Source organism: Variovorax sp. MHTC-1, from assembly GCF_003984645.1.
Lineage (GTDB): Bacteria > Pseudomonadota > Gammaproteobacteria > Burkholderiales > Burkholderiaceae_C > Variovorax.
On record NZ_RWKI01000009.1, the window covers coordinates 40859 to 53793 of the forward strand.

At 65.1% G+C, this 12935-nt stretch carries 10 protein-coding genes; 3 read left to right on the forward strand and 7 right to left on the reverse strand.

What is annotated here, in order from left to right; genetic code table 11:
- The 7 genes from EJI01_RS16595 to EJI01_RS16625 all read right to left on the reverse strand — a co-directional run bounded on the left by EJI01_RS16595 (position 1) and on the right by EJI01_RS16625 (position 10297).
- Positions 1-1164 carry a glycosyltransferase gene (locus EJI01_RS16595; protein ID WP_126838248.1) on the reverse strand — a complete coding sequence of 388 codons (1164 nt, stop codon included), beginning with the start codon at positions 1162-1164 and terminating at the stop codon, positions 1-3.
- Positions 1161-2507, reverse strand: coding sequence for a hypothetical protein (locus EJI01_RS16600; protein WP_126838249.1), 1347 nt, complete (start codon positions 2505-2507; stop codon positions 1161-1163). The genes EJI01_RS16595 and EJI01_RS16600 overlap by 4 nt, the downstream gene beginning before the upstream one ends.
- A 37-nt stretch (positions 2508-2544) precedes the next feature.
- Positions 2545-3519 carry a hypothetical protein gene (locus tag EJI01_RS16605; RefSeq protein ID WP_126838250.1) on the reverse strand — a complete coding sequence of 325 codons (975 nt, stop codon included), beginning with the start codon at positions 3517-3519 and terminating at the stop codon, positions 2545-2547.
- Positions 3520-3549: 30 nt separating this feature from the next.
- On the reverse strand, positions 3550-4518 hold the full coding sequence (locus EJI01_RS16610) for a GDP-L-fucose synthase family protein (protein WP_126838251.1): 969 nt from the start codon (positions 4516-4518) through the stop codon (positions 3550-3552).
- Between the two features lie 55 nt (positions 4519-4573).
- Positions 4574-6010: a mannose-1-phosphate guanylyltransferase/mannose-6-phosphate isomerase gene (locus tag EJI01_RS16615; protein WP_126838252.1), complete on the reverse strand. Its 1437-nt coding sequence runs from the start codon at positions 6008-6010 to the stop codon at positions 4574-4576.
- On the reverse strand, positions 6007-6729 hold the full coding sequence (locus tag EJI01_RS16620; RefSeq protein ID WP_126838253.1) for a sugar transferase: 723 nt from the start codon (positions 6727-6729) through the stop codon (positions 6007-6009). The genes EJI01_RS16615 and EJI01_RS16620 overlap by 4 nt, the downstream gene beginning before the upstream one ends.
- A gap of 559 nt (positions 6730-7288) precedes the next feature.
- Positions 7289-10297, reverse strand: coding sequence for an Rne/Rng family ribonuclease (locus EJI01_RS16625; RefSeq protein ID WP_126838254.1), 3009 nt, complete (start codon positions 10295-10297; stop codon positions 7289-7291).
- A gap of 541 nt (positions 10298-10838) precedes the next feature.
- Here EJI01_RS16625 and EJI01_RS16630 point away from each other — a divergent pair.
- Genes EJI01_RS16630 through EJI01_RS16640 form a run of 3 tightly spaced genes read left to right on the forward strand, consistent with a single transcriptional unit; the run spans position 10839 to position 12935 of the window.
- Positions 10839-11894, forward strand: coding sequence for an RluA family pseudouridine synthase (locus tag EJI01_RS16630; RefSeq protein WP_126838255.1), 1056 nt, complete (start codon positions 10839-10841; stop codon positions 11892-11894).
- On the forward strand, positions 11891-12559 hold the full coding sequence (locus tag EJI01_RS16635; RefSeq protein ID WP_126838256.1) for an HAD-IA family hydrolase: 669 nt from the start codon (positions 11891-11893) through the stop codon (positions 12557-12559). Before EJI01_RS16630 ends, EJI01_RS16635 begins: the two co-directional genes overlap by 4 nt.
- Before the next feature lie 10 nt (positions 12560-12569).
- Positions 12570-12935, forward strand: coding sequence for a Rieske (2Fe-2S) protein (locus tag EJI01_RS16640; protein WP_126838257.1), 366 nt, complete (start codon positions 12570-12572; stop codon positions 12933-12935).

Below are 12935 nucleotides of genomic sequence, written 5' to 3' on the forward strand. Positions count from 1 at the left end.
TCAGGCGGGTTGCGGCGAGTGTTCGCGAATGGTGCGGACCAGCTTTTCCGCCACCTGTTTCATCTGGAACCGATTGTCGAAGCAGCGCAGCGCGGCGAGGCGCATCGCCGCGAGTTCGGCGGGGGTCGAATCCAGCCAGCGCCGCAACAGCGCGATCGTGCCTTCGAGCGTGTCGGACTCGACGAAGCCCGCCTGGTCTGCCGCGATCTCGCGCCAGATGTTGACCTTGTCGCTGATCAGCACCGGCCGGCTGCAGGCCAGCGCCTCCGCTACCGCGATGCCGAAGTTCTCCTGATGCGAGGGCAGGCAGAACACCTCGCATGCATGGAACGCGCCCCATTTCAAATCGCCCGACAGCATGCCGGTCCAGCTGATGCGCGAGGCGATGCCGAGGCTGGCCGCTCGGCTTTGCAATTGCCGGGTCAGGTCTTCGTCGCCGGGGCCCGCCATCACGAGCTGGACGTCCGGCGCAGCCGCCACCACGCGCGCAAAGGCTTCGATCAGCAGGTCGCAGCCTTTCTTCTCGTGGATACGGCCCAGGAACAGCAGCAGGCGCTTCTGCCGCAGCTCGGGAAAAGACGAAAGAAAGGCCTCGGACAAGGCCTTGGCATCCTGCGGCGGCACAGTGGTGCCATAAGAGCCGACCACCTCCCGGCAGCGATAGAGCCAGAACGATTGCCGAGCGAGCAGGCGTTCTTCTTCGCAGGTGAAGAGCACGGCGGACGCATCGCGCAGCACGCGGTATTCGCCCCAGGGCCAGTAGAGCCACTTCTTGAGGTGCTTGAGCGGGTAGCGATGCTTGAACCACGGATCGAGCATGCCGTGGCTGTAGACGAAGTAGGGCGTGGACGAGCCGTGCAGGGCGCGCCAGGCGGCGAAGCCGACGTACTGCCAGAGGCCATTGACGATGACGGCGTCATAGTCGCCGGCGTGCGCCTTGAGCCACGGCAGCAGGCGCTCGTTGTAGCCGTAGCTCGAGATCGAGGGGCCGGTCGCGATTACCTTGCCCGGATAGTCGGCGACGAAGCCGGCGTCGGGGCTGTCCAGACTCACGAGGTCGCCTTCGTGCCCCATGCCCGCCAGCGCATCATGGATCCGCCGGACTCCCTCGATGGGGCCGCCGCCCCGGGGATCGACGGATGGAATGAGATGAAGCAGTCTCACGATCGCGAGGCGCGGCTTGGGAAGATTTCGAGCCTCGGATAGCGGAAAACCAGGAGGGCGTAGGCCAGCATGATGCCGAGCAGCGCATTGGCCGTCAGTTGGCCGAGCGCGGGCCAGCTGACTATGGCAAGCGTGGTGGTCAGCCACACCAGCACGGCGTAGGGGGAATTTGTCCGGATCGAGATTCTGAGACTCCACAGCATTCCGAGGCCCAGCACCACGTACTTGACCGCGATGTAGGCGACGCCCAGCAAGCCGCCTTCCATCAGGATGCGGCCGCCTTCGGCTTCCGCGAGCGCGAAGACATCCGCCGCTCCGGTGCGAACGTAGGTCGCGAGGTTGGATCCGTAACCCACGCCGTAGCCCAACCAGTTCATGAGGTCGTAGACCCAGGGTTCGCCGAACAGAACGGTGAGAACCCGTTCGCCGAAGTTTTCGGCCTCCGCCGCCTGTTCGAAGCGTGTCTGCGTGATGCCGATGGCATCGCGAAAAACATAGGCGAAGAGCGCCGTCAATGCCAGCACAATGACCACCGCCACCGCTGCGCCAACCTTGTTGCGTGCTTTCGAGAACAGCAGCCTGCCGACCAGGTAGGCCATGAGCATCATCCCCGAGGTGATCGCCGCCGTTCTGGAGCCGCTCACCAGCGCGCCCGTAGCGAAGGCCACGAACACGGCGATCGCGAACAGGAACTGCCTGGTGTTTCGCTTCCTGGCGCCCAGGATGCCGAACACCAGGGGCGCCACCATCGTCAGGTAGGTGGCATAGCCGGAGGTGAAGCTGAAGGTGCCCGTGGTGCGGACCACGCCCACCACCGCGACGAAGACGCTTTCCTCGTCGCCGTCCAGCTGGGTGTTGATCCGCGCGCCGGGAGGCGAGTAGTGCTGCAGCACTGCCAGCGGTGCCAGCACCACCATCACGACGGCGGCTGCAAGCACTGCGATCCGGTAATCCGTTTCGTTCATGGCGGCGGCAGCCGCGATGGCGAACCACGTGTAGAGCAGCCAGAAACGCAGCCCGATCACAAACACGACCGGTGAACTTTCGCCGCCGACGAGCTGCAGCAGTCCCCAGCCGATCACCAGGCACGACCATGCGAGCATGGCGGCCGTGATCTTCTTGTAGCGCTTCAGGTGACCATGCCTCCACGCATAGACGACCAGCGCGAAGGCCAGCAGGTCGCGCAGCAGGATCAGAGGAAGCGTGGACGCGGAGGACACCCACTTGCGCACCGCCCCCTCGAAAACGACGATCAGGAAGACGGCAAGAAAAAGCTGGCCGGCGCGGCTGAGCGACGCGGCCCGGTTCGTCGCGCGAGGGACGCTTGCGGCGATCGCGCTCATGGGCGTACCCCGCCGGTTTGCATGCCGTTGTTGTCGCTCACCTTTGTACCTCGGTGGTCAATGTCCGGAGCGCGTCGACGTGCGCATCGATGCGATGCGGTACGTACCACTTGTGCGCTTCGCGTCCGATGACGCGCGGATCGACGGCCGATCGGTCGACCGCATCGAAACCGCGAGCATAGTGCACGTTGGGCGTCAAGCCGTCGTGCACGCCATACTCTTCCCACAGCAGGATGGGGCAAACGGCGTGCGAGCTGTAGGCCGCAAAGATGCTGCTCTTGGAGACGTAGTCCGGAGGGTAGGCGAGGGCGCCATAGTCCGCGCTGGACAGCGCTAAGCTCACCTGTGCGGCCGGCAGCTTGCCGTGCGCCATCACGCCCTCCCGCGCCAACTGTCGAGAGAGCGGGCCTTCCGGCATCGCGGGGCCGATGTCGTGTATTTCGAGCCCGTTGCGCTTGGCGCAGCGGAAGAGTTCGCCCTCCGACCACTCGTAGGCCTGGGCCCGGATGCCGGCGCTGCCGAAAACCACCAGCTTGCGCCGCCGTTCGGTCTCGATCGAGGCGGGCTCGCCCACATTCGAGAACACCGGCAGCACCCGGTGCGGCGTGGTCCGCGAATGCTCCCGCAGCCAGCGCGCGGATTCCTCCCGGTTCGTCACCCAGAAATCGGATCGGCGCAGCAGGTCGCGCGCGATCCGCTGCTGGCAGCCGCTGAGCCAGAACGCTGAGCCCCATGGTGGGCCGGTTGCGAAGAGTTCATGGAACACGATGCCGAAGGCCTTGAACTGCGTGCGCAAGCCGTCGATCCTGTTGACCAGCCACAACGGAATCCCGCGCTTCTGGAAACCGTAACCGCTGAAATGCAGGAGCAGGAACTCTCCCTTCAGCGAGGCGGTGTCGGTGCCGCGCGTGAGCTCCATCAGCGGCGCGTGAAGTGGATTGCCCACCGCGGTCGCATAGTCCCGCACGCCGCCCGTTCCAGGCGGAATCAGGGAGACGGAGGAGACGGTCATGCTGGGCATCGAAGCACGGAAGGCAAGTCCTCAGGAAGGAACGAGTTCTTCGCTACAGAAGTCTTCGTAGGCGCGCATCACGCCGGCGCGCAGCGTCGTCCTGGGCGTCCAGCCGAGTTCGCGAATCCGCGAAATGTCGAGCAGCTTGCGTGGTGCGCCGTCGGGCTTGCTCGCATCGCAGCGGATGGCGCCGCGGTAGCCCACCACTTCGCTCACCAATTGGGCGAGTTCCGCGATCGACAGGTCTTCGCCGCTGCCGATATTGATGTGGCTGGTCGTGGGCTCCGTATGGGCCGCGTAGATTTCGCGCGGAAGGTCCATCACGTGGACGCAGCCGCCTGCCATGTCGTCGACGTAGAGAAACTCCCGCTTCGGCGTGCCCGTTCCCCAGATCACCACCGAGGGTGCATCGGCGAGCTTGGCTTCGTGAAAGCGGCGGATCATGGCGGGCAGGACGTGGCTGTTCTCGGGATGGTAGTTGTCGCCCGGGCCATAGAGGTTGGTCGGCATCACGCTGCGGAAGTCGCATCCGTACTGGCGGTTGTAGCTTTCGCACAGCTTGATGCCTGCAATCTTGGCGACGGCGTACGGCTCGTTGGTCGGCTCCAGCTTGCCGGTCAGCAGCGCATCCTCCGCCATGGGCTGCGCCGCGAGCCGCGGATAGATGCAGCTCGACCCGAGGAAAAGCAGCTTGCTCACGCCGGTGCGCCAGGCCTCGTGGATCAGGTTGGCCTCGACCATCAGGTTCGAATAGATGAACTCCGCCGGATAGCTGTTGTTGGCGTGGATGCCGCCGACCTTGGCCGCCGCCACGTAGACCTCCTGCGGCTTTTCCGCGGCGAAGAAGGCCCGGACCTGGGCCTGGTCCGTCAGGTCGAGTTCGGCACGACTTCGGGTGACGATGTTGGTATAGCCCTTCTCGACCAGGCATCGCACGATCGCGCTGCCCACCATGCCGCGGTGTCCCGCCACGAAAATCCGCTTCTGAAACTCGTTCATTGAAATAGACCTTGATACGGGGGAGGATGGGGCCGGCGCTCTCCGACCTGGGCCCTCAGGCGAGTCGTCGCTGCGGATCGGCGGCGTCCGCGGGCAGATCGTCGAAGCGCACGATGTCGTCGTCGCCGAGATAGCCGCCAGTCTGGACTTCGATCACCTCGAGGAAGGTCTTGCCGGCGTTTTCCAGCATGTATCGGGCACCGACGGGAATGTAGATCGATTCGTTTTCCTTGACCAGCAGCACCTTATCGTCGCACACCACTCTGGCCGTCCCCTGGACCACCACCCAGTGCTCGGCGCGATGGTGGTGCATTCGCAGCGCAAGGTGCGCGCCGGGCTTGACCGTCAGGCGCTTGACGGCGAAACGCTCGCCGTCGTCGATGCTGTCATAGGCACCCCAAGGCCGGGGGATGCGGCGATGGCGGGTGGCCTGGCTGTGGCCCTGCGTCGTGAGCAGGGCGACCACGTCCTTGACCTGCTCGGCGCAGTCGCTGTGCGCAACCAGCAGCGCGTCCGGCGTATCCACCACCAGCAGATCCTTGGTGCCCAACGCCACGACGGGGCGGTTGGGCGCATAGATGAAGGTATTGCGCGCACCCATGGCAAAACCCTGGCCGCTGATCCGGTTGCCTTCATCGTCCACATCGTGCAGCTCGGCAACCGCGTTCCAGCTTCCGACATCGCTCCATCGGCCCTGGAAGGGAATGACGGCAACGCGATCGCATTTTTCGAGTACCGCGTAGTCGATGCTCTGGCTGCGGCAGCGGCCGAACGCGGCGCTGTCCATGCGCAGAAAATCGCCGTCGGTCACGATGGCGGCAGTGGCCTGCCTGCAGCTGTCGAGGATGTCGGATGCATGCTGCTCGACTGCGGCGATCAGCACCTTGGCCTGGACCAGAAGGATTCCGGCGTTCCAGAGGTGGCCGCCCGCGAGCAGCAGGTGCTCGGCGTGGTCCGCGGCAGGCTTCTCGACGAAGGCGGCCACGGCATGACCCGCCGCTTCGCCCAATGCGGCGTCGAGTTTTTCGCCTTGGCGGATGTAGCCGTAGGCGGTGCTGGGAAAAGTCGGCTCCACGCCGAAGGTCACGAGATAGCCGGCCAGCGCGGCGGGAATCCCTTTCTGGATCGTGGCGACAAAGCGATCGGCGTCCGGGATGTGGTGATCGGCGGGCGCGAACAGCAGCAGCTGCTCCGGATCGGCCAGAAGAGCAATCGCCGACATCGCGGCAGCCGTGTTGCGTGCCACCGGCTCGAGCAGTTGCTTGCCGCAGACATCCGCCGCTTCGATGCTTTCTTGAACCAGAAAGCGGTGCTCTTCTGCAGCAACGCAAGTCACCTCGGTATTCAACCGACGCAGGCGTTCCAGCGTGAGCACCAGGAGGTTCTTGTTGTCGATCAGCGGGACGAATTGCTTGGGCAGGGTCTTGCGCGACAACGGCCACAGGCGGGTGCCGCTGCCGCCGCAGAGGACGATCGGCTGAATCGCGCTCACCGCGAGCCCTCGCCGGTGATGACTGCACGCACGGTCTTCAACAGGATCTTGATGTCGAGCCAGAGCGACCAGTTGCTGACGTACTCCATGTCGAGTTCGACGCGTCTTGCATACGACAGGCGATTGCGGCCGCTGACTTGCCACAAGCCCGTGATCCCCGGGCGCATGGCGCAATAGTGTTCCCAGCCCTTGCCGTAGAGGCTGCGTTGACGCTCCATGCAGGGACGCGGACCGACCAGGCTCATGTCGCCCTTGAGCACGTTCCAGAACTGGGGCAGTTCGTCGAGGCTCAGCTTGCGGATGAACTGGCCGATCGGCGTGATGCGCGGATCCTTCTCGAGTTTCTGGAAGGTGTCCCACTCTGTGCGGGCCATGTCGTTGCGGCTCAGAAATTCGTCCAACACCACTTCGGAGTTGTGCACCATCGAGCGGAACTTGTAGAAGCGAAACCGCTGGCCGCTTTCTCCAAGGCGGTTCTGCCAGAAGTGGACCGGACGGCCCATGCTGATGCGAACGCCGAGTGCAACGAGCAGATAGAGGGGCCCGAAGAGGATGAAGAATGTCAGCGCGCCCACGATATCGATGGCGCGCTTCGTCGCGCGCTCGAGGCGAGTGAGGTTGCGCGGGCGTAGGTACGCTGGAGGCGCGGACGATCCACCGCCATCAGGGGTGAAGCGTCGGACCACGTTGCCGTGTGCGGTCGAGTCGGAACGAAACATTTAAAAATCCCCCAAACGGGTGCTGCCCTCAACTTCGGGGCCAGAGTGCAGCAGTGTAACGCTTTACTACTATTCGCAAGAATTTGAACACAAGATTCTTTCGTTGTCTTGTGAACAAAAGACGTACACCCTTCGTCAAGCAGTGTAAGTTGCGTATTCGGTGAATATGCTCCCACACCGATTGGTGCAGCGCAGCATAGTCGCTGGAAGTGTAGGTCTTTTGTATGACAACATGTTAACGCTTCTTGACGACTGAGTGTTGTTTGCAAACGCCGTTCGTCGATTTCGTGACTTAGTTCTTGCCTCCGTGGTTGCTGCAGTGCAGCAAGCATATGGCGTGCCGGAGCAATTCGAAAGGATTACAAAAAGCTACCGCAGCAGCGCACTGGGTTATTGAGGCGGTCGATGCGCTTGCGATGGCATTCGATGAACGGCACGGCAGGCGATCGCGATGCGGAGTGGCGGCGCTGGCGCTGGCGCAGGCCCTTGAGATGGTCTCGGCACGAGGAACTGCCGCGTCGAACGCGAGGGAGGCGCGCCGCCTCCCCCGGTAGCGGCGTTACCGGCGCGCGCTTGCGTCGTGCGTTGCGCCTTCGAACGGCAGCACCATGTTGCCGAGGTCGCGGCGGGTCTCCACGAGCACCAGCGGGCCCTCGTCGACCACGATCGCGGGCGGGCGCTCGCGCGGGACATGAACGGGCTTGGGTTCCGCCGCGATCGCCGCGCGAACCTGCGCCACGCGCTCGGCATCCGAATTCACCCAATGCAATCCCGAGCCCTCGGCCACTTGGGCGAGCTCGTCCAGCGGCAGCTCGAAGGGCTGCACCTTCGGCAGCGCGCGCGAGCTCGGGGCGGAGGCTTCGACCACTCTGGGGGTCGAGGGTGCGGCTGCGGGCCGTTCGGTGCGAAGCACTGGCACGGGCGGCGCCGTTTCGATCTCGATGCCGTCGTAGGCGCCGACGGGCGCGGGCGGGAGTACGGATGCGGTCGGAGCCGGCTCGCCCTCTTCGCGTGGGCCGCGCTCTCGGCGATCGCGGCCGTAGCGATCGCGAGAGCGACCTCGGCGTTCGTCGCCGTCGCGCCGCGGCGCGGAATCTTCGTTCGAAGCATCACCGGCGTTGCCGATCTCAGCGGCCTCGGCGGCGAGCGGCTGGACTTCTGCAGCGGAAGGTGCTTCGATGGCGCGCGGCGCGCCATCATTGCGCCGCTCGCGGCGGCCTTCGCTGCGCTCGCCGCGAGGCGCGCGTTCCTCGCGGCCGCCGCGCACACCGCGATCGGCTGCAGCACCCTCTTGTTGTTGCGAGCTGTCTGCGTTCGCTGCGCGGGCGGCGTCGCCCGTGCGTTCACGCGCTGCGTCGACGCCGCGTTCGCCGCGTTCCCGGCGTTCGCCGCGTCCACGCGGTGCGCGTTCCGCGGGGGGCGCACTTTCGTCGCCTGCAAACGCATTCGGTGCGATCGCCTGCGCGTCGAGTTGGACGTCGGTTGTTTCGGTCGGCGGTTGGCGCAGGTCGCTGTCGCGACGCTCGCCGCGGCCACGGCGCTCGCCGTCGCGGGGCGCACGCGCTTCACGGGGCTCGCGGGGTTCACGAACCTGGCTGTCATTGCGCGCCTCGCTGCGGACTTCGCGTCCTTCGCGACGCTCGCCGGAACGGGCGCCGCGGCGTTCACCGTCGCGACCGCCGCGTCCTTCACCGCGGCCGCCGCGGCGCTGCTCGCCGTCGCGTGCGGTGCGTGCTTCGCCGTCCCGGCCGCTGCGGCCTTCCCGGCGCGGCTTGGGCGCTTCCACCGGAATCGTGGCTGGGGCAGGTGCTGGTGCCGGCGCGGCGCCGAACAGGCTCTTGATCCAGCCGAAGAGCCCTGATTCGGCGGGAGCGCGTGCAACGGGAGCAGCCGCAACTGGTGCGGGCGCCGGCGCGACCATCGGCGGGCGTGCCGCTTCGGGCCGTGGCACCGCCACCGGTGCCGGCGCGTCGGGCAATACGCCCTTGATCACCGGCGTCTGCTTGTTGGTCGGCTCCTGCGAGCGCCGCGTGACCGAGGTCGGGTCCTCGATCTCGTCGGCCATCTTGTAGCTGGCCTCGATGTGATCAAGCCGCGGGTCGTCGTGCTTCAGCCGCTCCAGCTTGTAGTTGGGCGTTTCCAGCGTCTTGTTGGGAACCATCAGCACCGTCACGCGCTGCTTGAGTTCGATCTTGGCGATCTCGGGGCGTTTTTCGTTGAGCAGGAAGGATGCGACTTCGACCGGCACCTGCACATGCACGGCGGCCGTGTTGTCCTTCATGGACTCTTCCTGAATGATGCGCAGTATCTGCAGCGCGCTCGATTCGGTATCGCGGATGTGGCCCGAGCCGCCGCAACGGGGGCAGGGGATCGACGAGCCTTCGGAAAGCGCGGGCTTCAGGCGCTGGCGGCTCATTTCCATCAGGCCGAACTTGCTGATCGAACCGAACTGGACGCGCGCGCGGTCCTGGCGCAGCGCGTCGCGCAGGCGGCTTTCGACCTCGCGGCGGTTCTTCGACTCGTCCATGTCGATGAAGTCGATGACGATCAGGCCACCCAGGTCGCGCAGGCGCATCTGACGGGCCACTTCGTCGGCCGCTTCGAGGTTGGTGCGCGTGGCGGTCTCTTCGATGTCGCCGCCCTTGATGGCGCGCGCCGAGTTCACGTCGACTGAGACCAGTGCTTCGGTGTGATCGATGACGATCGCGCCGCCGCTGGGCAGCTGCACCGTGCGCGCATAGGCCGATTCAATTTGATGTTCGATCTGGAAGCGACTGAACAGTGCGGCGTCGTCGCGGTAGCGCTTCACGCGCGCAGCGTGTTCCGGCATCACATGCGCCATGAACTGCTGCGCCTGGTCGTAGATGTCGTCGGTGTCGATCAGGATGTCGCCGATGTCGTGATTGAAGTAATCGCGGATCGCGCGGATGACGAGCGACGACTCCTGGTAGATCAGGAAGGCGCCCTTGCCCCCCTTGGCGGCGCCGTCGATGGCGGCCCAGAGCTTGAGCAGGTAGTTCAGGTCCCACTGCAGCTCGGGCGCGGAGCGGCCGATGCCGGCAGTGCGCGCGATGATGCTCATGCCCTTGGGGTACTCGAGCTGGTCCATCGCCTCCTTGAGTTCGGCGCGGTCGTCGCCCTCGATGCGCCGGCTGACGCCGCCGCCGCGCGGGTTGTTCGGCATCAGCACGACGTAGCGGCCGGCCAGCGAGATGAAGGTGGTCAGGGCCGCGCCCTTGTTTCCGCGCTCTTCCTTCTCGACTTGGACCACCAGTTCCTGGCCTTCACGGATCGCATCCTGGATCCGGGCCTGGCTGGCCGAGACGCCTTCGGCGAAATACTGCTTGGAGATTTCCTTGAACGGCAGGAAGCCGTGGCGGTCCTCGCCGTAGTCGACGAAGCAGGCTTCCAGCGACGGCTCGACTCGCGTCACGACCGCCTTGTAGATATTGCCCTTGCGCTGCTCGCGCCCTTCGATTTCGATTTCGTAGTCGAGGAGCTTCTGCCCGTCGACGATGGCCAGGCGGCGTTCTTCTGCCTGCGTGGCGTTGATCAGCATCCGCTTCATGATGCGTTTCCTTTGTCTGTTCTATCGTTCTAACCGGTCCATGACGGACCTAACGATGCACGGACGACGCGTCGCGAAACGAAGGAATTGCCACTGTGCCCCGGCTGCTGCTGGGTTGCCGCGCGGACGCGAACAACCGTATCGAGCGTCAGCTCAATGACAGCCGGGGTGGGGGCGCGTGGATGGGCGCGAGCCCGATATGGTGTTGACGCGCTATATTTTCTATAGCAGTTGGCGCAATGGTGGTGCGCTCTGCCGACGATTCAATGCCCGCAACCGCTGGCATGAGCCAGCGCAGGCAAAGTTGAATCAGCAGTATCAACACAAGGTACTCGCTTCGATCCGCCGGCAGCTTATGGCCTGCCGGCTGGGTATTCCGTATCGGTGTTTCGTGGGCGTCGGCTTGACTTTGATGTAGCGCCCGCCGCCCTGCGCGTTGGCGCGTGGCTTGCGGGCTCAACGCCTAAGCGGCATCGACCTCACAGCGCCTCCGGCAGTGCTCTAAACTTCTGATTAATCAAGCACTTACAAGACCGCGCTGGTGAAAAACATTATAGGTGCGAAGCCAAGCCCCGCGGCAGCAGAAGTTCGCTTTCTGACGGTCGATGGGGAATCTGCGGGCCAAAGACTCGACAATTTCCTGTTCCGGCAGCTCAAGGGCGTACCCAAAACCCATGTTTACCGGATCATCCGGTCGGGAGAGGTGCGCATCAACAAGGGACGTGCTCAGGCCGAGACCCGCCTGGCGGAAGGCGACTTGTTGCGGCTGCCGCCGGTGCGGGTATCGGCGCGATCGGAAGAGGGCGGCGGCTCGCCGCCGGCGCCCGCGCGCGAATTCCCCCTGCTTTACGAGGACGATGCGCTGCTGGCGATCGACAAGCCGGCAGGCGTCGCGGTTCACGGCGGCAGCGGCGTGAGCTTCGGCGTAATCGAGCAATTGCGCACCGCGCGCCCCGCCGCGCGCTTTCTGGAGCTCGTGCATCGACTGGACCGTGAGACCTCGGGCATCCTGCTGGTTGCCAAGAAGCGCAGCGCATTGACGGCGCTGCAGGACCAGTTTCGCGAGCGCGAGACCGGCAAGACCTATCTGGCACTGGTCGAAGGCAACTGGCCGGTGAACAAGAAGGTGCTCGATGCGCCGCTCGCCAAGTATCTTCTGCCGGGTCAGGCAGGCTCGGCCGATCCAGGCGAACGGCGCGTGCGCGTGGTGGCCAAGGATCATCCCGACGCGATGCGCGCCGTGACGCTCGTGAAGGTCCTGGCCCGCGTCAGTCTTCCTGCCGACGCCGCTGCGTTCTCGCTGCTTGCCGTCACGATCAAGACCGGCCGCACGCACCAGATTCGCGTCCACCTCGCCTCCGGCGGCCATGCGATCGCGGGCGATGACAAGTACGGCGACTTCCAGCGCAATCGCGCATTGCAGAAGCTCGGCCTCAAACGCATGTTCCTGCACGCCTGGCGGCTGCAGTTCACCCACCCCGCGAGCGGAGAACGCATGGCGCTGCAGGCCGACTTGCCGCCGGATCTGCATGCGCTGATGCCGCAGGCCGCGCTCGATGCGCTCGCGGCCCATCCCTCGACAGCCTCTCACTCATGACTGACATTCGCCCCCGCCGCTTCGACCTCATAGTTTTCGATTGGGACGGCACGCTCTATGACTCGACGCGGCTTATCGTGCGCTGCATTCAGGCCGCTGTGGTCGATGTCGGCGGCGCCAAGCCGAACGAGAACGACGCCGCCTGGGTGATCGGTCTGGGCCTTGCCGAAGCGCTGGCGCGCGCCGCGCCAGACGTGCCCAAGGAAAAGTACGCCGAGCTCGGTGCGCGCTACCGGTACCACTATCTGCAGCATCAGGATGACCTGGTGCTTTTCGACGGTGTCCTGCCGATGCTCGATGCGCTCCACGCGCGCGGTCACAAGCTGGCTGTGGCCACGGGCAAGTCGCGCCGGGGGCTGAACGAAGCGCTCGCGACGGTTGCGCTGCGGGACCGCTTCGATGCCTCTCGAACGGCCGATGAAACCTTCGGCAAGCCGCATCCGCGCATGCTGCTCGAATTGATGGAAGAGCTGGACGTGCCGGCCGGGCGCACCTTGATGGTCGGCGACACCACGCACGATCTCCAGCTCGCGCTCAACGCCGGCTGTGCAAGCGTAGGGGTGAGCTACGGCGCGCACGAGCCGGATACCTTCGACGCGCTTGGGCCGCTGCACGTGGCGCACTCGGTGTCCGGTTTGACGCAATGGCTTCTCGAGAACGGATGAAAATCCGCGCATGAGCGAATGCATTCCTCTGTGCAATACGGCCGACCTGGTCGAGGGCGGGCGTGCCGTTCCCTTCGACCTGGTGCATGGCGGCCAGACGTGCAGGGCCTTTGCCGTTCGCTTCGAAGGGCAGCCGCATGCCTACCTGAACCGCTGCAGCCACGTCGCGATGGAGCTGGATTTCCAGCCTGATCGCTTCTTCGACGACAGCGGCCAATGGCTCCTCTGCGCGACGCACGGCGCCGTCTACAAGCCGGACACCGGCGAGTGCGCCGGTGGTCCCTGTCGCGGCGGCCTGGTGAAGATCGCCTTGAGCGAACGGGACGGAGTGGTGCACTGGCATACTGCCTGGAACCTCCAACCTCTGGTTTTCTGA